The organism is uncultured Winogradskyella sp. (assembly GCF_937958655.1).
Taxonomy (GTDB): Bacteria; Bacteroidota; Bacteroidia; order Flavobacteriales; family Flavobacteriaceae; genus Winogradskyella.
This window is the reverse complement of record NZ_CALGNH010000054.1, coordinates 1-23983: the sequence shown is the minus strand read 5'-3', so window position 1 is coordinate 23983 and position 23983 is coordinate 1. Positions and strand designations below refer to the sequence as shown.

Genomic DNA, 23983 nt, shown 5'->3' with positions numbered 1-23983 from the left:
AGGAATGGTAGCTATAGGTGTAGGCGGTGCAGATGCTGTAGATGTTATGGCAGGTATGGCGTGGGAATTAAAGTTTCCTAAACTAATCGGAGTAAAATTAACGGGTAAACTATCCGGATGGACAGCTCCAAAAGATGTTATATTAAAAGTAGCAGAAATACTTACCGTTAAAGGTGGTACAGGTGCTATAGTAGAATACTTTGGACCTGGTGCCTTATCTATGTCTTGTACAGGTAAAGGAACCATCTGTAATATGGGTGCTGAAATCGGAGCTACAACCTCTACATTTGGTTACGATGATTCAATGGAGCGTTATTTAAGAGCAACAGATAGAGAAGATGTTGCTGATGCTGCAAATGCTATAAAATCATATTTAACTGCGGATGCAGATGTTTATGACAATCCTGAGCAATACTTTGATCAAGTTATAGAAATCAATCTTTCGGAATTAGGACCATTATTAAATGGACCTTTTACGCCAGATTTATCAACTGAGGTTGGTAGAGATATGACAGAGAAAGCTAAGGCTAATGACTGGCCAGTTCAAGTAGAATGGGGACTTATAGGATCTTGTACAAACTCGTCCTATGAGGATTTATCTAGAGCATCGTCTATAGCGCAACAAGCGTTAGATAAAGGACTTAAAACTAAGGCTGAGTTTGGTATTAATCCAGGTTCTGAACAAGTAAGGTATACTGCAGAACGCGATGGAATTTTAGAGGTTTTTGAAAAATTAGATGCAAAAATATTCACAAATGCATGTGGTCCATGTATAGGCCAATGGGCAAGATATAGCGACCCAAAAAATGCACCGAAAAATAGTATAGTACACTCTTTTAATAGAAACTTTGCAAAACGTGCGGATGGTAACCCAAATACACATGCTTTTGTAGCTTCGCCAGAGTTAACTGCTGCTATTGCCATAGCAGGTCGTTTAGACTTTAATCCAATAACGGATAAGCTAATTAACGAAAATGGGGAAGAGGTAATGTTAGATGAACCAACAGGATGGGAATTACCACCAAAAGGGTTTGATGTAAAAGAGAATGGATACTTGGAGCCAATGGCAGATGGTAGTGGTGTGCAAATTACTGTTAATCCTACATCTGAACGTTTACAATTATTAGAGCCATTTACACCAATTGGAGATACTATAACAGGTGCAAAACTTTTAATTAAAGCATTTGGTAAATGTACTACAGACCACATTTCTATGGCTGGTCCTTGGTTACGCTTTAGAGGGCACTTAGATAATATAGCAAACAATACCTTAATTGGAGCTGTAAATGCTTTTAACAAGAAAACTAACTTTGTTAAAAACCAATTAACGGGCGAGTATGGTGGTGTGCCAGATACGCAGAGAGATTATAAGAAAAACGGTGTTTGGTCTGTTGTAGTTGGTGATCATAACTACGGTGAGGGTTCATCTAGAGAGCACGCTGCAATGCAGCCAAGGCATTTAGGCGTTGCTGCTGTAATTGTAAAATCATTTGCACGTATACACGAGACTAATCTTAAAAAGCAAGGTATGTTAGGTTTAACCTTTGCCAATGAAGCGGATTATGACTTAGTACAAGAAGATGATACCTTCAATTTCTTAGATTTAAATGAATTTGCGCCAGATAAACCACTGCACGTGGAGATCGTTCATACAGACGGTACAAAAGATACTGTAGCTTTAAACCATACGTATAATAATGCTCAAATAGAGTGGTACCATGAAGGTTCTGCATTAAATTTAATTAAAAAGCAGAATGCATAGTGCATAATACAGTTACTAAGCCTATTAAAAGCTCTTAATTTTATTAATTAAGAGTTTTTTTTATCCCTAAATTGAAAGGTGTTGACTTTAGTTACGACCATAATTTTAAACAACTAATCTCTCTGAAAATATGAAGTCCATTTGGGTATTCGAAGATGTCAATTTATTTGGCTTATTATGTCCGCACAAGTTCAAACAATATAAAGCATGCCATACATTTGATACTTACAAAAAAAGTGATTACATATATTTTGAAGAAGATACAGCCAATAAAATTTACCTTATAGAAAAAGGGAAGGTAAAAATTGGGTATTACAATGAAGACGGAACAGAAGTGGTAAAAGCCATATTGAGTAAAGGCGAATTATTTGGAGAAAAAGCAATTTTGGGCGAAGAAAGGAGAGACGAATTTGCGCAATCGGTAGATAATAATACCTCAATTTGCCCTGTAGGTATTACCACCATGCACGATCTAATGAGAGAGAATAAAACTTTCAGTTTAAGAATTTATAAGTTTATTGGGTATAAGCTTAAAAAATTAGAGAGGCGCCTTCAACTGCTACTGTTTAAAGATTCAAAAACAAGGCTTTTAGAGTTTTTAGAGGAGTTATGTACTGAGTATGGTTACAATTGTAACAAAACAGGCGACCATATTATTAATCATCCTTATACGCAAAAAGATTTAGCGTCTTTAATTGGTGTGTCTAGGCCAACACTAAATATTTTAATGAATGAATTAAAAGAAAATTGTATCATTGATTTTAATCGAAAGCAGATAAGAATCTATAAAACGTCTGCTTAACTTTGGTGTAATGAAAAATAAACTTACACTACGCAAAAGTATATTCTTAGTTGGTATTGCACTATTAATTATCCCACAAACGAGACAACCATTACAAGTTTTAGTACATAAAGGACTAGCTTTAGTCAACCCGGTAAAAAAGGTGTCTGAGGACGATAGAGTTAAGCTTAATGATTATAATTGGGTACTCTTAGAGGAAAATCACTCTTCATACAACCTTAAGCAAACGAAAGGCAAGGTTATATTAATAAATTTTTGGGCAACATGGTGTCCTCCCTGCATAGCAGAAATGCCAAGCTTGCAAAAATTATTTGATAAATACGGTGAGAAAGTTGAGTTTTTATTTGTCACTAATGAAAGCCCTGAAATTATTAAAGCTTATAAGGCAAAAAACAACTATACATTTCCTGTTTATTTTAGAAAGTCTGAAGCGCCAGAAGCGTTAATAACAACATCAATTCCAAGGACTGTTATTATTGATAAAAATGGACAGATAGTTATAGACAAAACAGGAGCAGTAGACTGGTTTGATACTAAGATTCAAAAAGAGCTCAACACGTTATTAAATTAGCTTCTTATTTAAAGTATCTCAGCGGAACAAATAACATTCCGAAGTTTTCGCCTTTTTCTTTGCCTAAATGCTTATGATGAATTTTATGAGCACGTCTTACCCCTCTAGCATATTTATTATCAATGTTTCTAAGTAATTTAAAACGCTGATGAATAAAAATGTCATGCACTATAAAATAAGTCATTCCGTAGAATAATATACCTAATCCAATAGGTAAAGTAAACCAAACACCTTCGTAATTCCAAAGGTAAAAGCAAACCATACTTACTACGGCGTAAAAAATAAAAAAAGCGTCGTTACGTTCAAACCAACTATCGTGGTCTTTATGATGATGGTCTCTGTGTAATGACCATAAAAAACCATGCATAATATATTTGTGTGTGAACCATGCGTTAAATTCCATGATGAAAAATGTCCCAAAAAGTATGGTTATCCAATACACCGTTTCCATATAATTAAAATATTAAAGTAAATTAAGTTGATATTTAACGTAGCTCCTGGTCAGCAATTCTATTTTTTTGTAATTAGGCACTCTAATTCTTGCTGTTTTTATTTCAATTGCAGGTGTATTTTTTAATTTTTGAAGTAATTTATTGTAGTATCTGTAGGCCATAAACACACCAAACCGTGCTTCTAAAGGTAATCGTTTAATGCCTTTTAAACCTTCCGAAAAATCGTTGTCAATATCTGCAATTATAGCTTGTTTAGACACTTCATCTAAATGGTTTAAGTCGGTATTAGGGAAATAGGTTCTATTAAGATCTTCAAAATCAGCTTTTAGATCTCTTAAGAAATTTACTTTTTGAAAAGCTGAACCTAAACGCATCGCCGAGTCCTTTAGTTCATTGTATTTTATGCTGTCTCCTTTTACAAAAACTTTAAGGCACATAAGACCAACAACATCTGCAGAACCATAGATGTAATCCTTGTATTCTTGTTCTGTGAGATAATCTTTTTTATGCAGATCTAAACGCATGCTATTCATAAACGCATCTACAAGACCACGATCTATATTGTAGTTGTGAAACGTTTCTTGAAACGAATTTAAAATAGGATTAAGACTTATTTTGTCGTTTAAAGCATTTTCTAAACTAAGTTCAAACTCCTTAAATAATTTCTCTTTATCATAATTATGAAAGGTATCTACAATCTCATCAGCAAATCTCACAAAACCATAAATATTGTATATATCCTGTCTAATACTTTCAGAAAGCATTTTGGTAGCCATAGAAAAAGAAGTGCTGTAAGCATTAGTTACGATTTTACTGCACTCTTTAGATACGTTGTCAAAAATTGATTTCATAATATATATATGGTGCTCATAAATGTTTAGAATTTATGAGGCAATTAAACTTCGTTTTTCTTAATGAGGTCAGCAACCAACTTTCCTGATATTAAGGATGGTGGTACGCCCGGACCAGGAACGGTTAATTGTCCTGTAAAATATAATCCATTAACCTTTTTACTTTTTAATTTAGGCCTTAAAAATGCAGTTTGCCTCAGCGTATTTGCCATTCCGTAAGCATTTCCTTTATAAGAATTATAGTCTTCCTTAAAATCGTTTACACAATAAGATTCCTTAAAAAGTATATCGTTTTTAACACTTTGTTGCGTTCGTTGTTCAAACCTGTTAATCACAATATCAAAATATTGTTGTCGCAATTCTGGTGTGTCTTCTAATCCTGGGGCTATAGGGATGAGGAAAAACCCAGTTTCGCACCCTTCTGGTGCCATGCTGTAATCCGTTACTGACGGAAAGTTAACATAAAATAATGGATTTTCAGGCCATTTTGGCTCATCATATATGTTTTCAGCATGAATTTCAAAATCCGTATCAAAAAACAAGTTGTGGTGTTCTACGTTTTTAAGCTTTTTATTAAACCCTACATAGAATAATAATGATGATGGAGCAAAGGTTCGTTTTTCCCAGTATGCTTCAGAATATTGACGATACGCTTTATCTAATAATGTTTCGGAATGATGATAGTCTGCACCACTTAAAACAATATCTGATTTTACAGTTGTACCATTAACCTCAATACTTGTAGCCTTTCCATTTTCAACAGTTATCTTTTCAACATTACTATTGGTATTTATAGTTACTCCAAGGCTTTTGGCAAGCTTGCTCATAGCTTTTATAATTTCGTACATGCCACCTTTTGGATGCCAAGTTCCCAAACCAAAATCAGCATAGTTCATAAAGCTATAAAACGATGGAGTTTGATTAGGTTTAGCACCTAAAAATAATACCGGAAATTCTAATGTTGATATTAATTTAGGGTTTTTAAACTTTTTTCTGACCTCAGTACTAATGGTTTTAAAGAAACGATCAACCCTTGTGATTGTATCTTTTGTTACAAGCTCAAATGGAGAGACACCTGGTTTTAAAACTACTTTATTAATAGCAATATCGTAATGCTCTTGGGCTTGATTTATAAATTTTCTTAGGGGTTTAGAGCTTCCTTTTTCTATGCGTTCAAATTCTTCGCATATTTGATCCATATGATCACCTATAGTAATAACCTCATCTGAGAAAAATATTTTGTAAGCAGGGCTTAGTTTATCTAGCTGATAATAATCACTCGTGCGCTTTCCAAAGTCATTAAAAAATTTCTCAAAAATATCTGGCATCCAATACCAACTTGGACCAATATCAAAGGTAAAGCCTTCTTTTTTCAACTGTCTTGCTCTTCCGCCTACCGTATTATTTTTTTCGAAAATACTCACTTTATGTCCTGCTTGTGCAAGGTAACAGGCTGCTGATAGTGCAGAAAAACCAGAACCAATAATTGAAATTTTTTTAGTCATTTATAGGTCTAAAGTTTTTGAGTTAAGTCTTTAATATTTTTAAATGCCGTCATATTTTTAGGCAGGTTTTCTAAATCTAATGCATTTAGCATTTGTCCTAATATCCATAGTTTAGTATTTGGCCTATTTTTTATCAGTAAATTTTCGAAATTCTTAATATAGTCCTCTATTATTTCCTTTTCGGGCTTAACCGTAAAATATGAAATGTAAATAATTTCATCATAGTAGTTTTGAAGATCTAATAGACTTTCTAGCGGTACACTAAAACCCAAAAAGATAGACTGGTAACCTTTGCTTACCAACTGATAATTAATGAACATTAAGCCTAATTCATGAATTTCATTTTCTGGCAGATAAAGAACAAATGTTTTTTTTGAGTTGTTAACTTGTTTCGATTGTATCTTTTCTGTGTTAATTAGTATTTTTTGACGGATTAGGGACGTTAAAAAATGTTCGTGTGAGGGAGAAATTGTGTCGGTTTGCCATAAAAGTCCTATTTCTGTAAGTAGTGGTATAAAAACTTCGTAAAAAATATCCTCAAACGCTTTCTCTTTTAATACAGATTCATAGGTTGTGTAAAACAGGGTCTGATCAAAATTTAGCATTGATAATTTAAAAGCATTGATGGCGTGGCTTTCTGTGTTATGTTCTGCAGCAATTTCGCGCACCAAAAGTGGTATTTTGTGCTCCTTAATTTTGGCAATCTTAGATATTTTATAACCGTTATTATTTAAATAACTGACATTTAGTAGTTTTTGAAAACTTGCTAAATCGTAATATCTAATGTTTGTATCTGTACGTTTGGGTTGTAATAGGTTGTAGCGTTTTTCCCAAATCCTAATCGTGTGTGCTTTGATTCCAGTAAGATTCTCTAAATCTTTAATACTGAATTGGCTCTTAATGTTGTTCATCTTTTTGGAAAAATGTTTAAACAAAAATAAGATTATATCTTGAAAGACTCCTACAATTAACAAAAAAATAATTAATGACTAGGAAGTGTAAAGAAAATCTGAAATGTATAAGTAATTTTTTTGTGCAATTAATCACATCTAATTTAATTTAAGTAGCAGTAAATTTTAAAGCGTAGGAATGAAAACATTTACTTAGTTACACATACCTTAGAGAACATAAGAATCCCTAAATTTTGGGTAAATTACTAAAACTTAATGGTTATAATTTTACATTAAAAGATAGTGCACACGAGAAGACTCGAACTTCCACGACCTAAACGGTCACTGGCCCCTCAAGCCAGCGCGTCTACCAATTCCGCCACGTGTGCAATTATAAAAGGTTGTAAAAATAAGAAAAGTTAAGCATAGGCTTAACTTTAATTTTGTGACCGGGCTGGGGCTCGAACCCAGGACCCTCTCCTTAAAAGGGAGATGCTCTACCAACTGAGCTACCCGGTCATTCTCTTAATTGAGGGTGCAAATATAAAATGTTTAATTAATAAAACAATACTTTTTTTATATTAATTTTTGTTTTTTTGTGCTAAAGATATTTAGGTGTTTAATAATCAAAAATATAGATAAATGGTTGTTGTTTTAATGGGGTATATGGGATCTGGTAAATCTACAATAGGTAAACATTTAGCAGAGGTACTCAACTACAATTTTATAGATTTAGACGACTATATTTCTGGTAAAGAAAATAGCTCTGTTACATCTATTTTTAATACTAAAGGTGAGATCTATTTTAGAAAGAAAGAAGCCTACTACTTAAATGAAATTGTAAGCACTTCAGGAAATATTGTTTTGGCTTTAGGTGGTGGTACTCCATGTTATGGTAATAATTTACAATTAATAAAGGCAAACGCTAGTTGTGTGTCGTTTTATTTAAAATTAACTATCCCTCAATTAGTTAAGCGTTTATTTACCGAAAAGGCTGCGAGACCATTAATAGCGCATGTTAAGGATAGTGATGAGTTACAAGAATATATTGGCAAACATATGTTTGAACGTTCTGCCTATTACGCCCAAGCCGATTATAGTATTAATACTGGCGAACTATCAATTGATGAAGGTGTTGAAGCTATTGTATTAAAATTAATCTAAAAAGGCTTCGTAAGGTTGTTGGGATAAATTAACGTGCACATGCTCAAACATAGAGGTCGATAGAGAAATACCTTTGAAATCTGCTTTTACAGGAAATTTTTTATGATTACGATTTACTAATACCGCTGTTTTAAATTGCTTTAATGGCACATCTAAAAAGTGCTTTATACCGTAAATTAGAGTGCTGCCAGAATTTAGTACATCATCAATAAGTACAATGGATTTGTTAGTGTAATCTATACGCTCTAAAGATGTTGTAATTGCTTCCGTAGGCTTAGTTTTATTAATAGTAACTCTACATAAGGTTGCCTTAAGATCTGAGATACCGTCTAGTTGTGTCTTTATTTTTTCTGCTAATAAAAACCCGTTACTTTCAATACCAGCAATTATAATTTCTGTTTCGTTAACATTACTTTCGTAGATTTGATAGGCAATTCGTTTAATTTTATGCTCTATTTCTCTATGGTTTAAGATGGTATTTTTAGTGAGTGCCATTACTTGTAAATTTCGGTAAATACTATAGTTTTTCAAAGATAAAAAAGAGTTCCTTACCTTGTCTAGATTTAATTGAATTAATTGAGGGTTCTAAAACCTTAATGTTAAAGTTAGAATCAAAATAGTTTAAATATGCTTTTTTACTGCCACCAAAAGGTGGTCCGTTTTCTGTTAATTTAAAATTAAAAAGTAAGCCAGCTAGTTTCCCTTTTTCTTTTAAAAGCGAATGTGTTTTATCCACATAGCTGGGTCTTAGACTTGGCGGTAATGCACAAAAGAAAGTTTGTTCTAATATAAGATCAAACTTTATATTGACTTTAAAAAAATCACAGTGTAAAATTTGGCGCTCCGGAAACTCAGGAACACGCTTCTTAAAATTGTTTAATGGAGTAGATGCAATATCTAAGATAAATGTATTTTTAAAACCATTTTTCCATAAATATTCAGCTTCATAGCCATTGCCTGCGCCAGGTATTAAAATTTTTAAAGATTTGTTATTAAGTTGATCTATATAAGTTTTAATTGGAGTAGAGGGTTCACCAATATTCCATCTTGTTTCAGACGTTTTATAACGGTTCTCCCAATAAGATTTATTTAGTTTATTCTTCTTCTTCATAAAAGTCATCAATAGCTCTTCGATCTTTTTTAGTTGGTCTTCCTATACCTTTTTTACGATAATAATCTTTACTATACTTTAATAGCTCTTGAGCCTCAAAGGATTCTTTTGGTGTTGTATCTATTCTGTATATATCAACCAGTTTTGCGCCAACGCGGTTAGGTGGTATATCATTTACAGTTAATTGGTAATTTACCTGGTTTTTTCTTAGCTCAATTTTATCGGTAGCATAGATCTCTCTAGAGGGTTTGGCTACGCTGCCATTAAGCTTTACTTGTCCTTTTTTACAGGCTTGTGTAGCTATGTTTCGTGTTTTGTAATAGCGTACACACCATAAATATTTATCAATCCGCATAAAATTTTAACTAAAACTGTATTAATACTGTATTGCAAAAATAAAGATTATTGTATCTTGCAACCTAATTAAAGCAATAATGAACCATACTCTAAATCTGTGGTAGTTTTAAAGTGTGAAAAACGTTACATATGAAACTGAAATTTTTAAAATTTACGTCTTTATTAATAGTGGCTCTAGTGGTTATTTTATCGTGTGAAAATGATGATGATGTCAACTTTAGACCTGCCGAATTAAGGGATAGAGCAGAACAGCAATTAACGGATAATCAGGAATTATTAGCCTATTTAGGTAGCCACTATTATAATTCCGGGTTTTTTGAAACTGGGACTAACCATAAGTATACGGATATTGTTATAACAGAACTACAGCCCTCACAGAATGTACCAGAGGGTCATACTTTGTTAATAGATGCTGTTTTACCTGCTGAAACAACAACGTTTGAAGATACAACCTATGAATATTACGTATTACGAATAAACCAAGGTGGTGGCGAGTCTCCAAATTTTACAGATGAAGTAAGAGTACGTTATGAAGGTTTTTTAGAAGAAACTGGAGAAGTATTTGATGGTGTAGCTACACCAATAGATTTTCGTATGCAACAATCTTTGGGGCTTTTTGAAGGAGGTGTAATAAGAGGATGGCAGTTGGTGCTTTCTAGTTTTAATACTGCGGCAGGTTTTTCATCAAATAATGGTATCGTAGATTATAATGATTTTGGTTTGGGAGTTATGTTCTTACCATCTGGACTAGGTTATTTTGGAACACCTATTCCTGGTGTACCAAGTTATTCAAATTTGATTTTTAAATTTGAATTACTTCAATTTGAGGTAGATGATCATGACGGTGATGGTATACCTACATTCTTAGAAGACACAGATGAGAACATAGATGTTCTGGATGATGATGCTGATGAGGATACTTTCCCAGATTTTTTAGATCCTGATGATGATAATGATGGTGTTTTAACCCAGAATGAAATTATAACAAATCAGTACATAGTGGATACTAATATGAATCAGGATGAGCCTGTATTGGCAATTACTGAATTTGAGGTTAGTAGATTTGAAACGGATGGCATTATAACCATAAATACGGTTACTTTTTTTGACACTAATGGTAATATGATTTTTGACCATTTAGATGAAGATGTAACTGAGGATTATAGTGACGATAATTAAAAAAATATATATTCATTAAAAAAGCCGCTTTTAGCGGCTTTTTTAATGAATATATATTGTGTTTTATAAGGCAATAGATAAACTTAAAATTAATTGATCTGGTCGTGTATCTATTCTGCTTCCTGCATTAGCACTGATATTAGTATTTATAAAGTTTGCTTCATTATTATTAAAGCCTCTTTCATAACGTAAATCAATTCCTACTTTATCTAGGTTTAAGCCAATTCCAAAATTTAAACCTACAGAAAAATCATCCTCTACATTATTAATAGTAATACCATCAAATTCTGTATCTAATAGGTATTGTAATGATGGACCACCAAAAACACTAACAGGACCTAATACTTTTAGACCAAGTAAAAGCGGAGCGTCAATTTTTTTAACATTAAATTCGTTGTTATCATAATCACTTTTAGTGGCTGTGTATACCAATTCTGGCCTAAAATAGATGCGATTCCCAATTTTTCCAAAGACACCAACATGGTAGCCAATATTGCGATCTGGATTTTGAGCATTAGCACTGATAGATTCAAAATAATCTCCGTTGCCACTGTAATTTAGACCGCCTTTAATACCAAATGCACTTCCTTTTTGAGCCGTTGCATTTAAACTGAATAAGGCTAAAATAACAGCAAATAATGCTGAATTTTTTAAATTTTTCATAATGTTCGTTTTTAAGATTAGAGTAATATTATCAAAAACGTTGCCAAAATGAACTTATTTCCTTTTCATTACATTTTTAGCAGCTTTTTCAATAGCCGCACTATTAAGTCCGTACTTCTCCATAAGCTGTGCAGGTGTCCCAGATTCGCCAAAAGTATCTTTAGTAGCAACAAATTCTTGTGGTGTTGGTTTGTGCTGTGCTAATACTCTAGCAACACTTTCTCCTAAACCGCCTAAATAATTATGTTCTTCGGCCGTAACTATACATCCTGTTTTAGATACAGACTCTAAAATAGCTTTTTCATCTAAAGGCTTTATAGTATGTATATTTATAACTTCTGCGCTTATACCGTTTTCGTTTAAGGCTTTAGAGGCTTCCAGAGCTTCCCAAACTAAGTGTCCTGTAGCGACTATAGTAACATCATTACCTTCGGTAAGTTGTACGGCTTTACCTATTTCAAATGTTCCATTTTCTGGTGTAAAATTAGCAACTTTTGGACGGCCAAATCTTAAGTAAACTGGCCCATGATGTTGTGCAATAGCTAATGTTGCTGCTTTTGTTTGGTTATAGTCACAAGTGTTTATAACCGTCATCCCAGGCAACATTTTCATTAAACCGATGTCTTCTAAAATTTGATGCGTAGCTCCATCTTCACCAAGCGTAATGCCTGCGTGAGAGGCACATATTTTTACATTTTTATCAGAATAAGCAACGCTTTGTCTTATTTGATCATAAACTCTACCTGTAGAGAAATTTGCAAACGTCCCAGTAAATGGAATTTTTCCACCAATAGTCATGCCCGCAGCAATACCAATCATGTTGGCTTCAGCAATACCAATTTGAAAAAATCGTTCAGGATGGTTAGCTTTAAAATCACCCATTTTTAGTGACCCAGTAAGGTCTGCACACAAGGCAACAACATTTTCGTTGGTTTTGCCAAGTTCTGTTAAGCCGTCTCCAAAACCAGACCGTGTATCTTTATTTTCTGTATTTGTATAAGTTTTCATAGTAAGGCCCACAACTGTGGGTATCTTTTAGTTAATATCTTTAATAGTCTTTTAGAGTTTCAGCATTTTGTGCCAATCCAATTTCTAATTGCTCATCATTTGGTGCTTTACCATGCCAGGCATGCGTATGCATCATAAAGTCAACTCCATTACCCATTACGGTTTTTAAAAGTACGCACACAGGCTTTCCGTTACCAGCTAAGGATTTAGCTTTGGTTAATCCTTTTATTATGGCTTCAATGGTATTGCCGTCTTCAATCTCCAAAACAATCCAACCAAAAGCTTCAAACTTTTCTTTTATACTTCCTAGCGGTAAAACATCATCCGTAGAACCATCAATTTGTTGACCATTTAAATCTATTGTAGCAATAAGGTTATCAATATTTTTACCAGCAGCGTACATTATGGCTTCCCAATTCTGTCCTTCTTGTAACTCACCATCTCCATGCAAAGTGAAAATAATGTGGTTGTCATTATTTAATTTTTTAGTTTCAGCAGCACCAATGGCTACAGACAAACCTTGTCCTAAAGAACCAGATGCTATTCTTACACCAGGCAAACCCTCGTGAGTTGTTGGGTGCCCTTGTAAACGAGAATCTATTAATCTAAAAGTGTTTAATTCTTCTACAGGAAAGTAACCTGCTCTTGCTAAAACACTATAAAATACAGGTGATATATGACCATTTGATAAGAAAAATAGATCTTCTCCATTTCCATCCATATCAAATTCTTCTTTTCGTTCCATTATCTCGTTATAGAGGGTAACAAAAAATTCGGCACAACCTAAGGAACCTCCTGGGTGTCCTGAGTTTACTTTGTGTACCATTCTTAAAATATCTCGTCTAACTTGGGTTGTTAAATCTTCTAACTGTTGAATACTTGGCATATTTTAGTTTCATATAATTAAGCCACAAAAATAGTTTTTTTAAACTACCTTAACAAAAGGGCAGTGTTTACACTTATTAACGATTTTGAAGATTTGCTAACAATTTTAAATTTTATTAAGATGTCAATGTAATAGAGTTATTTATATTTGCCAGCAGACATTGATTAAATGAAATTTGAACGCCTAGCAAAAGACACACAAACTAAAGCGAGAGCAGGTACCATAACAACCGACCATGGTAAAATAGAAACGCCTATTTTTATGCCTGTTGGTACCGTAGCTACAGTAAAGGGAGTACACCAACGGGAATTAAAGGATGATATAAATCCCGATATAATTTTAGGGAACACCTATCATCTTTACTTAAGACCTCAAATACCAATATTAGAGCAAGCTGGCGGTCTTCATAAATTTATGAATTGGGATCGGAATATTTTAACCGATTCTGGCGGTTACCAAGTTTATTCTTTATCTGCTAACAGAAAAATTAAAGAAGAAGGCGTAAAATTTAGGTCTCATATAGACGGAAGTTACCATGTCTTTACACCCGAGAATGTAATGGAAGTACAGCGAAGTATTGGAGCAGATATTATTATGGCCTTTGACGAGTGTACGCCTTACCCATGTGATTACAATTATGCAAAACGATCTATGCACATGACGCATCGTTGGTTAGAACGTTGTTTAAAGCATTTAAAAAAGTTGCCATTTAAATATGGTTATGAGCAGACTTTTTTTCCTATTGTGCAAGGGAGTACCTATAAAGATTTGAGGCAACAATCCGCCGAATATATTGCTAATGCTGGCGCACATGGCAACGCTATAGGTGGTTTATCGGTTGGTGAACCTGCGGAAGAGATGTATGCCATGACAGAAGTAGTGTGTGATATACTGCCAGAGGATAAACCACGTTATCTTATGGGAGTAGGTACGCCAATAAATATATTAGAAAATATTGCCTTAGGCGTAGATATGTTTGATTGTGTAATGCCAACACGCAATGCCAGAAACGGGATGTTATTTACAGCGCATGGTACTATAAATATTAAGAATAAGAAGTGGGCGGATGATTTTTCGCCAATAGATGAAATGGGCATTACCTATGTAGATACAGATTACAGCAAAGCCTATTTAAAGCATTTATTTACGGTTAATGAATTGTTAGGTAAGCAGATTGCAACTATTCACAATCTCGGTTTTTATTTGTGGTTGGTAAGAGAAGCAAGAAAACATATTATTGATGGCAACTTTAGTCAATGGAAAGCTAAAATGGTAAAACAAATGGATAAACGCTTATAATTTGAAAATTTTAGACTGGTACATACTAAAGCGCTATCTTTTTACATTTCTTATGATGTTATTACTGTTTATTCCTATTGGTATAACAGTAGATTTAGCAGAGAAAGTAGGTAAGATGATAGAAAATGAAGCTCCGTTTGGTGAGATAACGTCTTACTATATTAACTTTACAGTTTATTTTGCCAATCTATTATTCCCACTGTTTTTGTTTTTATCCGTTATATGGTTTACATCTAAATTAGCCAATAACACAGAGATTGTTGCCTTTTTAAGCTCTGGTGTTTCCTTCTCTAGATTCTTAAGACCCTACTTAATTGGTGCTACTATTGTAGCGCTTTTTGCTATGGTATTGGGTATGTATCTTGCGCCAATTGCTAGTCAGGGATTTAATGAGTTTAAATTTAAATACTTAAAGAAGCACAAGAAAGTTCAGGATACGCAAGATGTATACCAACAAATTAACGATAACGATTATATATACGTCCGTAATTTTTCCCCAAAACGTAAACAAGGCAGAAAATTTACGTACGAACATTTTGAAGGTAATGAACTAAAGTATAAGATTTTTGCTGAGAATATTCAATATATTGAAGAAGACACTACCTATAGGTTAACATCCTATGTAAAACGTACTTTTGAAAATGGCAAACAAATCATTGAAAAAGTTAGAAGAAAAGACACCGTATTCTCTTTTAAGATTGAAGACTTAGCACCTGTAGAATACGCTGCCGAGACTAAAGCTTATGGTGAATTATTAAAATTTATTGAATCAGAAAAACGTAAAGGGTCAAAAAATATAGGTAGGTATGAAGTTGTTAAACTCAAAAAATGGAGCTTACCAGTATCTATATTTATATTAACCATTATAGCCGTTGCAGTATCATCCGTAAAACGGCGAGGTGGTATGGGAGTCAATTTAGCATTTGGAATCTCAATTGCTATGATTTATGTGTTTTTTGATAAAATTTTTGGAGTTATGGCAGAACAGTCTAATTTTCCGGCCATTATAGCTGTATGGTTTCCTAATTTTTTATTTGGCATTTTAGCCATATACCTATTACAAAATGCCAAACGCTAAAATAAAGCATTATTTTCAGTTACACGTCTTAGTTTTTATTGCTGGTTTTACTGCTATTTTAGGAGAGTTGATTACTATTGGTTCCTTACCATTAGTATGGTATAGAATGACCATTGCAGGTATATTAATGTTTTTTTACATCAAATTCATTAAGTTAAATATTAAAATAAGCCTTACAGTTCTTTGGAAATTTGCATTAGCAGGCATAATCATAGCATTACATTGGATCACTTTTTTCGAAGCTATTAACCAAGCCAATATCTCTATTGCTTTAGCCATGTTTTCATCAGGTGCGTTTTTTGCCTCATTTATAGAGCCTTTATTTTTTAAGCGCAGAATTTTAATTTATGAAATTCTGTTTGGTGTTATTGTAGTTATAGGAGTCTATTTAATTTTTAGTAGCGAGTTAGGTTACATTAATGGAATTGTTTTAGGACTATTAAGTGCTTTATTTTCAACATTATTTGCAGTTATAAATGGACGATTTATTGAGAAACATAGTGCCACTGTTATTTCCTTCTATGAGTTTATTAGTGGTGTAGTTTTTATTTCAATATTTATTTTAATTACAGGTACTAATTTTAATGCTGAATTTTTTACCTTATCAAAAATGGATTGGATATATTTATTCATTTTGGCATCTGTATGTACGGCTTATGCCTTTATTGGCGCTGTAGAAGTTATGCGCTATATAAGTCCGTTTACAGTGATTTTAAGTTATAATTTAGAGCCTATTTACGGCATAATTTTGGCCTTATTACTTTTTCCTGAAAAAGAAAAAATGACACCACAATTTTATATTGGTGCCGTCTTAATTATATTTACTGTTGTAATGGATGCAATTTTTAAAAACTATAAAAGGCGAAAGTCTAAAACAACATCTATAAACAATTAAAGTTTTTATATTTGCAAGGACTAACTAACTAATACAACAAAAGAATAATTTCAAATTAAATGGAATATTTAGAGTTTGAATTACCTATAAAAGAGCTAGAAGAGCAGCTCGATAAATGTCAGCTGATTGGTGAGGAAAGTGACGTCGATGTTACAGAAACCTGTAAGCAGATAGAAAAGAAACTAAATGATACCAAAAAAGATATCTATAAAAATCTTACGGCATGGCAACGTGTGCAGCTATCTAGGCATCCTAATAGACCTTATACGCTAGATCATATTTTAGCCCTTTGTGGAGATTCGTTTTTAGAATTACATGGAGACCGAAATGTTAAAGATGATAAAGCCATGATTGGCGGCCTCGGTAAAATTGGTGACCAAACCTATATGTTTATTGGGCAGCAAAAAGGTTATAATACTAAAACAAGACAGTACCGTAATTTTGGTATGTCTAACCCAGAAGGATACCGCAAGGCCTTACGTTTAATGAAATCTGCTGAGAAATTTGGTATTCCGGTAGTTACTTTAATTGACACACCAGGTGCTTATCCAGGTTTAGAAGCAGAAGAACGAGGACAAGGGGAAGCTATAGCAAGAAATATACTAGAGATGTCACGTCTTAAAGTTCCTATCATAACCATTATAATTGGTGAAGGAGCATCAGGAGGTGCCTTGGGCATTGGGGTAGGAGACAAGGTAATGATGTTAGAGAATACATGGTATTCGGTAATATCACCAGAGTCTTGTTCATCTATATTATGGAGAAGTTGGGAGTATAAAGAGCAAGCGGCAGAAGCGCTTAAATTAACGGCTAAGGATATGAAGCGCATGAAGCTTGTGGATCAGATTATTAAAGAACCATTAGGTGGTGCACATACCGATAGGGAAAAAACATTTTTAGCCGTTAAAGATGCTATTTTAAAATCGTACGACGCGCTTAAAAACTTATCACAAAAAGAACTGATTAGTCAACGTATGAAAAAATATGACGAGATGGGAGTCTATAAAGACTAACTTCAATAAACATAGGCTACTAAAAAAAACTGAAGTTGAGACTTCGGTTTTTTTTAGCGCTATTAACAATATATTTAAGTTATTAACAGTTAGATTGTTGAAGACCTGTTAAGAATCGTATACAGTTCATCGATGGTATTTAGCTACATTTGTTACTTATGAAACAACCCAATCCTTTACAAGGTTATAAAGTAGATAAGAGTACAATCATTAGTTTAGAAAAAGGTAAAATACCACCTCAAGCTCTTGATTTAGAAGAGGTTGTCCTAGGTGCAATGATGATAGACAAAAAAGGTGTTGATGAAGTTATTGATATTTTAAGCCCTGATGCCTTTTATAAAGACGCCCACAAACACATTTTTGAAGCGATCTTTAAATTATTTGAAAATAGTGAACCCGTTGATTTATTAACCGTTTCTAGTCAATTAAAGAAAGATCAGAAATTAGATCTTATTGGTGGTGATTTTTACCTCATACAATTAACCCAACGTGTATCCTCTTCGGCTCATATTGAGTTTCATGCACGTATTATTTTACAAAAATATATTCAGCGTAGTCTTATAAAAATTTCTAACGAAATTATAGAAGAAGCCTACGACGAAACTAAAGATGTTTTTGATCTTTTAGATAATGCCGAAGCTAAACTTTATGAAGTGACCCAAGGTAATGTTAAGAAATCTACCGAAACGGCACAGAGTTTAGTTATACAGGCCAAAAAGAAAATTGAAGATATTTCTAACAAAGAGGGACTTAGTGGTATACCAACAGGTTTTGATAAGCTAGATAAACTTACATCGGGCTGGCAACCTTCAGATTTAATTATTGTTGCGGCACGTCCTGGTATGGGTAAAACAGCTTTAACCTTAACTATGGCAAGAAATATTGCTGTAGATTTTAATAAAGCGGTTGCATTTTTCTCATTAGAGATGTCTTCTGTACAGTTAATTACACGTTTAATATCTAGTGAAACAGGATTATCTTCTGAAAAATTAAGAACAGGAAAATTAGAAAAGCACGAATGGGAACAGCTTAACGTAAAGGTAAAAACCTTAGAAAAGGCACCACTATTCATTGATGATACCCCATCGTTATCTATTTTTGATTTACGTGCTAAAGCGAGACGATTAAAATCTCAGTACGATATACAGGTTATTATGATTGATTACTTGCAGTTAATGACTGCAGGTGGTAGTCAAAAAGGAGGTAACCGTGAGCAAGAAATATCTATGATTTCTAGAAACCTTAAAGCCTTGGCAAAAGAATTAAATGTCCCTGTAATTGCTCTATCTCAGTTATCTCGTGCAGTAGAAACTAGAGGTGGGAGTAAACGTCCATTACTATCAGATTTACGTGAGTCTGGAGCTATTGAGCAAGATGCCGATATTGTATCCTTTATTTACAGACCAGAATATTATAAAATTGACGAATGGGATGATGAGGAACGTTCACCAACCCAAGGACAAGGTGAATTTATTGTTGCTAAACATAGAAATGGTGGTCTCGAAAATATAAGATTAAAGTTTATTGGACACCTTGGTAAGTTTGATAATTTAGATGACTTTGATACTCCATTTGAATTTCAGTCTAAATTAAATGCCGCTGCTAACGACGATACATTTAAGCCAGATAGTTTCCCTAATCCTTCAGATGCTTTTGATGGACCAGAGGATGACGGTGTACCTTTTTAACAACAAATTAGAGTTTTTAAACCTTGTTTTTAGTGTATCTTTGTCGCTCGCTTAATCTATGAAAATTGCCTCATGCTAAATCAAAGACGTACAACAAACATTCTGTTGTTAATTATAGTAATTCCATTAGTGTTTTACTTACTTAAAATTCTGTCTTTTATATTTATACCCTTAATTTTTGCAATGTTTATTGCCCTATTATTTTTACCGTTAATGCGGTATTTAGGGAGACGTAATGTTCCTAAATTTTTGGGCGTCATCATTGTGTTATTACTTGTTGCTGGTGGTGTTATGTTGGGTATAGAATTAATTCAACTCTCTAGTAAGGAGATTTTAGCAACTAAATCCGAGTTTTTTTCTAAGGCAGAAGCTAAATTGGTAGATTTAAGAGTTTACCTTTTAGATAGTTATGGCATTGAGTTAAAACAAGACAATAATGTTATAGGGCAGTTTTTTGAAAAAGAAAATTTAGGAACAACAATAGGTTTTCTAAGACAATTTTTCACCATGCTATTAATGACCGTATTCTTTGTAGTACTGTGGTTAGGTGAGTCTATTAATGTTCATAAGCTTCTAAATAGTACGGTATTACGTCAAAAACATACTTCAATTAAAGCATTTATGAAGATTGAAAAAGATCTCATAAAATTTATAAAAGTAAAATTTTTGGTGAGCGCACTTACCGGATTGTTTACAGGATTAATGTGCTTCTTTTTTGATGTAAGTTTCCCCATATTTTGGGGTTTATTTGCTTTTGTTATAAACTTTGTTCAAATGGTCGGCTCATTTATATCGGTGATATTACTTTCAATATTTGCTTTTGTAGAATTAGATCCTACCAGCACATTATTCTTTTTTATCCTGGCTATTACATTAGTGCAAGTTACGTTTGGTGCCATTTTAGAGCCTATTTTTATGGGTAAATCTTTTTCTATTAATATCATTGCAGTCTTAGTAATGTTAATGTTTTGGGGCTTTTTATGGGGTATTCCAGGTTTAATAATGGCTATTCCAATTACAGTATTTCTTAAAATTATTCTAGAGCAATTTCCGAGTACTAAAGTCGTTGCTAATTTACTATCTGGTAAATAATAGGATATAAAAAATTTTAAAATTGTTATAACTATAAGTTGTTATTTTAAGTATCTTACTGCTCAAAAATGTCTTATGGTTCACGGTACACATAATGCTTTAGAAGATTCTAGAAATGACGCTATCCTCATATCTATTAATGGTGAATTATTTAAACGAAATGAAGCCAAAATATCTGTATTTGACAGTGGTTATCTTGTAGGCGATGGAGTGTGGGAAGCACTTAGACTACATCAAGGTGTATTGGTATTTATTGAGGATCATTTTAATCGCTTATGGCAATCGGCTGCAACAATAGGTATGCAACTACCGTTTACAAAAGAAGCATTAATTCAAAAAGTTTGGGACACCTTAAAAGCTAATGAAATGAACGATGGTGTCCATGTAAGAATAATGGTAACACGTGGTATTAAAAAAACACCATCTCAAGATCCTAGACTTACAATTTCTGGTCCCAATGTTGTTATTATTCCTGAGTATAAAACAGCCTCTAAAGCCTCTAAAGACAAAGGTATTACTTTATTTACAAGTACTATAAGGCGAGGATCACCAGATTATTTAGATCCAAGATTAAATTGTCATAGTAAGTTACACGAGGTACAAGCCTTAATTCAGGCAATTGAAGCTGGTGCGGATGAAGCATTAATGCTAGATATCAATGGTTTTGTATCTACCTGTAATGCCACTAATTTTTTCATTGTAAAAAATAATGAAGTTTGGACATCTACAAGCAAGTATTGTATGAATGGGATTACAAGAGGAAAAGTCTTAGAGGTTTGTAAAAATAATGGCATAGTACATTATGAAAAAGATTTTTCACTTTTTGATGTCTACGGTGCGGATGAAGCATTTGTAACAGGCACCTTTGGAGGGCTAACACCTGTAACTAAAATTGATGGAAGACTAATTGGTAATGGTAAATATGGTGAAGTAACTAAACATTTAAGCCATCTTTATGAGGTATTAATTGAAAATGAAGTAAAGCATGGATAATTTTAAGCGAATTTGTTTATGGTCTGGACCAAGAAATATATCTACGGCGTTAATGTATTCATTTGCACAACGTAAGGATACTAATGTGTTTGATGAGCCATTGTATGCATTTTATCTAAAACAACATCCTGAGGCACATAGCTATCATCCTGGTGCTAAACAGATTCTAGCAACTATGGAAAATGACGGTAACAAAGTTGTAAGTGAGATGATGGGAAATACAGAAAAGCCAGTGCAGTTTTACAAGCATATGACGCATCATCTATTAAATTTAGATAGGACGTTTATGAAAGACACTATTAATATTATGCTCACAAGGGACCCAAAAGATATGTTGCCGTCGTTTGATAAAGTTATTCCTAACCCATCCCTAGACGATGTTGGTTATGCCCTCCATGTTGAGCTTATTAATTATTTTAAAGATAACGATATTCAATTTACGGTTTTAGATTCTAAAAAAGTACTCGATAATCCCAAGAAAATTCTTACTAAGTTATGCAATTTTATAGAGATTCCTTTTGAAGAAGCCATGCTCAATTGGCAACCACAACAGCGCGTGGAGGATGGTATTTGGGCAAAATATTGGTATGAAAACGTCCATAAATCTAGTGGTTTCCAAAAATATAAACCAAAAGAAGAACCGTTTCCTACGCATTTAAAACAGCTCTTGGAGACTAGCAAGACCTATTATAATGAATTAGTGAAGTATGCTATTTCGTAATGTATAAAGGTTTTTGGGTATAATTAATCTTCTTCAAAAAAACCATCGAGGTAGGTTACGCAAAACCGACCTTCGGTAATTTCATAAGTGCCAACACCACTAAGTTCGGGTAGAGCAGTACAACTAAAAGTCCCCATTAAAAAGTTGGTTTCCGTATTATGTATTTCTATAATTACGCTACCTTCACCATAATGAAAATCTTGGAAACTCGGTGAATAATCAAAAGTTGTAAGCGATGTATCTTGGTTTAAAGCATAGGTGCCTGGACCAACATTATACCTAATAGATAAGAATATTTCTTCATTATTAGCATCTCTTGCAAGGAAACCTACCCATCCAAAATTATTTATACCAGGTACAATTTGCGTGTCTACAAATTCAATTCCATCAACTTTGGCAAAGAAGGCATTAACTTTTTCTAATTTAATATTTTCAAAAATACCAGATGTAAATTCTTTTCGCTCGCCAGTATCATTGTAGCCACTAAAATTAAAAACTCCAGAGATTGTTGCGTCAAATAAATTAATATCAGTAATCGTTACTTCACCTTGTGATGCATTAGACGCAGTCAGTGATTGCCAGACATTTAAATTAGTGTTATCTTCATTATAACTTCCAATATTAGTTTGGTTATTATCTGTAACACCAAGTGTGTAAGTACCGGTTTCATAAGCAAATACTGATAATGTTATCTGCTCGCCATTAAGTCCTCTAAATCCAGTAATAGTAATTTTATCTTCTTCAATTACGGCTTCTGTATCATCGGCAAAAAATGTTTGCCCATTAAAATCTACTTGAAAAAAAGAATAAAGTTCACAATCACCTAAATTATCTAATAAAGCCTGAGTTTCAGAATCAACTTCTGGGCAGACCGCTATAAAGTCCTCTAATGCATTTTTATAAGCTTCACAAAGTGTTTCATAATCATTAGCATTTGCATTATCAAAATTAATCTGTGCCAAAGATAAGTTGCCATTTACTTCTACGCACGTCAGTGGTGTTTCAGTAAAAAAGGGGCCTTCATAAGGCTCATTGTCACATGCAAATACGGCCACAAATAAAACCAAATAGGCCATTTTAAATAAGGTATTCAAATTCAAAATCTTCATCTATCAACGATATTAAAATTAAAACAACTCGCTATATATAAGGAAAAGCTGAAATTATATGCTTAAAAGAATTATAAAGTAAAGCATTATAGACTAAATATTAGTTATCTTTAGTTTAAAATTAATGAATTTGAAGAAGGGAATAATTTTATTACTTACACTTTTAATGTGTGTTAATGTTTATGCATCCTACATACTCATTCCAATGGATGCAGAATCTCAAGAAAATCATTTAAAAGCCTATGGAGTTACATATTGGACTTTAGAGAGAGCGCTTAAAGTTAATTGGCTACTCAATTATAGAGGAGGTTCTTTTTTACTGCCAGATGCGGAAATTATACAAAGTGAGTGTCAAATAAGAGGTGTATCTTTTGAGGTTATTTCAGACGCAAAGGCCGCTCAGCTATTAGGGGCAATAGGTAGTCCTTCGGTAAACCAAGAAGCCGTTGTGTTAGAGAAAGCTCCTAAAATTGCGGTTTATACTCCTTATGGAAAACAACCTTGGGACGATGCTGTTACAATGGTGTTAACTTATGCAGAAATACCTTATGAAACGATTTATGATGAAGAAGTTTTAAAAGATGAATTGTTACTATATGATTGGTTGCATTTACATCATGAAGATTTTACAGGACAATACGGGAAGTTTTATAGAACGTATCGTTCTGCCGCTTGGTATATTGAAGAAAAACGAGCAGCCGAAGAATTGGCAGAACGACTAGGTTATTCTAAAGTTTCGGATGCAAAGCTTGCCGTGGCTTTAAAGATTAGAGATTATGTTGTAGGTGGTGGATTTATGTTTGCCATGTGTTCTGCAACCGATAGTTTTGATATAGCGCTTTCAGCAGAACATGTAGATATCTGTGAGCCAATGTTTGATGGGGACGGTAGTGA

At 33.4% G+C, this 23983-nt stretch carries 24 protein-coding genes, 2 tRNA genes and 1 pseudogene; 14 read left to right on the top strand and 13 right to left on the bottom strand.

Annotated elements, in window-relative coordinates; all coding sequences use genetic code 11:
• The 3 genes from Q0800_RS10445 to Q0800_RS10435 all read left to right on the top strand — a co-directional run.
• Positions 1-1762, top strand: a 1762-nt coding sequence (locus Q0800_RS10445; protein WP_299129354.1) for an aconitate hydratase, incomplete at its 5' end; no start/stop codon positions are given.
• Between the two features lie 130 nt (positions 1763-1892).
• Positions 1893-2564, top strand: coding sequence for a Crp/Fnr family transcriptional regulator (locus tag Q0800_RS10440; protein WP_299129353.1), 672 nt, complete (start codon positions 1893-1895; stop codon positions 2562-2564).
• Between the two features lie 10 nt (positions 2565-2574).
• A complete protein-coding gene (locus Q0800_RS10435) occupies positions 2575-3135 on the top strand; it encodes a TlpA disulfide reductase family protein (RefSeq protein ID WP_299129352.1) in 561 nt (186 codons plus the stop codon).
• Positions 3136-3139: 4 nt separating this feature from the next.
• Here the strand turns inward: Q0800_RS10435 and Q0800_RS10430 are convergent, their stop codons facing one another.
• From Q0800_RS10430 to Q0800_RS10405, 6 genes are all read right to left on the bottom strand, one after another.
• Positions 3140-3586 (bottom strand): sterol desaturase family protein, encoded by a 447-nt coding sequence (locus tag Q0800_RS10430; RefSeq protein WP_299129351.1) that lies wholly within the window; start codon positions 3584-3586, stop codon positions 3140-3142.
• 12 nt (positions 3587-3598) lie between these two features.
• The gene (locus Q0800_RS10425) at positions 3599-4438 is read right to left on the bottom strand and encodes a phytoene/squalene synthase family protein (RefSeq protein WP_299129350.1); all 840 of its coding nucleotides are present in this window, start codon (positions 4436-4438) and stop codon (positions 3599-3601) included.
• 44 nt (positions 4439-4482) lie between these two features.
• On the bottom strand, positions 4483-5943 hold the full coding sequence (gene crtI / locus Q0800_RS10420; RefSeq protein WP_299129349.1) for a phytoene desaturase family protein: 1461 nt from the start codon (positions 5941-5943) through the stop codon (positions 4483-4485).
• Between the two features lie 8 nt (positions 5944-5951).
• Positions 5952-6854, bottom strand: coding sequence for a MerR family transcriptional regulator (locus Q0800_RS10415; RefSeq protein ID WP_299129348.1), 903 nt, complete (start codon positions 6852-6854; stop codon positions 5952-5954).
• Between the two features lie 283 nt (positions 6855-7137).
• Positions 7138-7222 (bottom strand) — tRNA-Leu (locus Q0800_RS10410).
• A gap of 57 nt (positions 7223-7279) precedes the next feature.
• Positions 7280-7352 (bottom strand) — tRNA-Lys (locus Q0800_RS10405).
• Between the two features lie 123 nt (positions 7353-7475).
• Between Q0800_RS10405 and Q0800_RS10400 the strand changes: the two genes are divergently transcribed.
• Complete coding sequence (locus tag Q0800_RS10400; protein WP_299129346.1) at positions 7476-7997, top strand: shikimate kinase; 522 nt, start codon at positions 7476-7478, stop codon at positions 7995-7997.
• Here the strand turns inward: Q0800_RS10400 and Q0800_RS10395 are convergent.
• The 3 genes from Q0800_RS10395 to Q0800_RS10385 are packed head-to-tail and all read right to left on the bottom strand — an operon-like array spanning position 7989 to position 9463.
• Positions 7989-8492, bottom strand: coding sequence for a phosphoribosyltransferase family protein (locus Q0800_RS10395; protein ID WP_299129344.1), 504 nt, complete (start codon positions 8490-8492; stop codon positions 7989-7991). The two genes, Q0800_RS10400 and Q0800_RS10395, sit on opposite strands and share 9 nt — an antisense overlap.
• Before the next feature lie 22 nt (positions 8493-8514).
• Positions 8515-9108: a methyltransferase domain-containing protein gene (locus Q0800_RS10390; protein ID WP_299129343.1), complete on the bottom strand. Its 594-nt coding sequence runs from the start codon at positions 9106-9108 to the stop codon at positions 8515-8517.
• Positions 9092-9463 carry a S4 domain-containing protein gene (locus Q0800_RS10385; RefSeq protein WP_299129342.1) on the bottom strand — a complete coding sequence of 124 codons (372 nt, stop codon included), beginning with the start codon at positions 9461-9463 and terminating at the stop codon, positions 9092-9094. Before Q0800_RS10385 ends, Q0800_RS10390 begins: the two co-directional genes overlap by 17 nt.
• Positions 9464-9594: 131 nt before the next feature.
• On the opposite strand from Q0800_RS10385, the gene Q0800_RS10380 reads away from it, so the two are divergent.
• A complete protein-coding gene (locus Q0800_RS10380; RefSeq protein ID WP_299129341.1) occupies positions 9595-10644 on the top strand; it encodes a hypothetical protein in 1050 nt (349 codons plus the stop codon).
• A 63-nt stretch (positions 10645-10707) separates the two neighbouring features.
• Here the strand turns inward: Q0800_RS10380 and Q0800_RS10375 are convergent, their stop codons facing one another.
• From Q0800_RS10375 to Q0800_RS10365, 3 genes are read right to left on the bottom strand one after another with little or no spacing between them, the layout of a single operon-like run.
• A complete protein-coding gene (locus tag Q0800_RS10375) occupies positions 10708-11307 on the bottom strand; it encodes an outer membrane beta-barrel protein (protein WP_299129340.1) in 600 nt (199 codons plus the stop codon).
• A 54-nt stretch (positions 11308-11361) separates the two neighbouring features.
• Positions 11362-12315, bottom strand: coding sequence for a transketolase C-terminal domain-containing protein (locus Q0800_RS10370; RefSeq protein WP_299129338.1), 954 nt, complete (start codon positions 12313-12315; stop codon positions 11362-11364).
• A gap of 40 nt (positions 12316-12355) precedes the next feature.
• A complete protein-coding gene (locus tag Q0800_RS10365) occupies positions 12356-13201 on the bottom strand; it encodes a transketolase (protein ID WP_299129337.1) in 846 nt (281 codons plus the stop codon).
• A gap of 168 nt (positions 13202-13369) precedes the next feature.
• Here Q0800_RS10365 and tgt point away from each other — a divergent pair, with 168 nt between their 5' ends.
• The 8 genes from tgt to Q0800_RS10325 all read left to right on the top strand — a co-directional run bounded on the left by tgt (position 13370) and on the right by Q0800_RS10325 (position 21980).
• The gene (tgt, locus tag Q0800_RS10360) at positions 13370-14500 is read left to right on the top strand and encodes a tRNA guanosine(34) transglycosylase Tgt (RefSeq protein ID WP_299129336.1); all 1131 of its coding nucleotides are present in this window, start codon (positions 13370-13372) and stop codon (positions 14498-14500) included.
• Position 14501: 1 nt separating this feature from the next.
• Positions 14502-15578 carry an LptF/LptG family permease gene (locus Q0800_RS10355; protein ID WP_299129335.1) on the top strand — a complete coding sequence of 359 codons (1077 nt, stop codon included), beginning with the start codon at positions 14502-14504 and terminating at the stop codon, positions 15576-15578.
• Positions 15565-16473 (top strand): DMT family transporter, encoded by a 909-nt coding sequence (locus tag Q0800_RS10350; RefSeq protein WP_299129334.1) that lies wholly within the window; start codon positions 15565-15567, stop codon positions 16471-16473. Before Q0800_RS10355 ends, Q0800_RS10350 begins: the two co-directional genes overlap by 14 nt.
• A gap of 59 nt (positions 16474-16532) precedes the next feature.
• Positions 16533-17486, top strand: a complete 954-nt coding sequence (locus Q0800_RS10345; RefSeq protein ID WP_299129333.1) for an acetyl-CoA carboxylase carboxyltransferase subunit alpha — start codon at positions 16533-16535, stop codon at positions 17484-17486.
• 158 nt (positions 17487-17644) lie between these two features.
• Positions 17645-19174: a replicative DNA helicase gene (gene dnaB / locus Q0800_RS10340; protein WP_299129332.1), complete on the top strand. Its 1530-nt coding sequence runs from the start codon at positions 17645-17647 to the stop codon at positions 19172-19174.
• Positions 19175-19246: 72 nt separating this feature from the next.
• Positions 19247-20266, top strand: coding sequence for an AI-2E family transporter (locus Q0800_RS10335; RefSeq protein ID WP_299129331.1), 1020 nt, complete (start codon positions 19247-19249; stop codon positions 20264-20266).
• A gap of 75 nt (positions 20267-20341) precedes the next feature.
• Complete coding sequence (locus Q0800_RS10330) at positions 20342-21259, top strand: aminotransferase class IV (RefSeq protein WP_299129330.1); 918 nt, start codon at positions 20342-20344, stop codon at positions 21257-21259.
• The gene (locus Q0800_RS10325) at positions 21252-21980 is read left to right on the top strand and encodes a sulfotransferase family protein (protein WP_299129329.1); all 729 of its coding nucleotides are present in this window, start codon (positions 21252-21254) and stop codon (positions 21978-21980) included. Before Q0800_RS10330 ends, Q0800_RS10325 begins: the two co-directional genes overlap by 8 nt.
• Before the next feature lie 23 nt (positions 21981-22003).
• On the opposite strand, the gene Q0800_RS10320 is transcribed toward Q0800_RS10325, so the two are convergent.
• The gene (locus tag Q0800_RS10320; protein WP_299129328.1) at positions 22004-23089 is read right to left on the bottom strand and encodes a DUF6252 family protein; all 1086 of its coding nucleotides are present in this window, start codon (positions 23087-23089) and stop codon (positions 22004-22006) included.
• 124 nt (positions 23090-23213) lie between these two features.
• Between Q0800_RS10320 and Q0800_RS10315 the strand changes: the two are divergent.
• Positions 23214-23983, top strand: a pseudogene (locus tag Q0800_RS10315) (asparagine synthetase B); the annotation flags it as partial.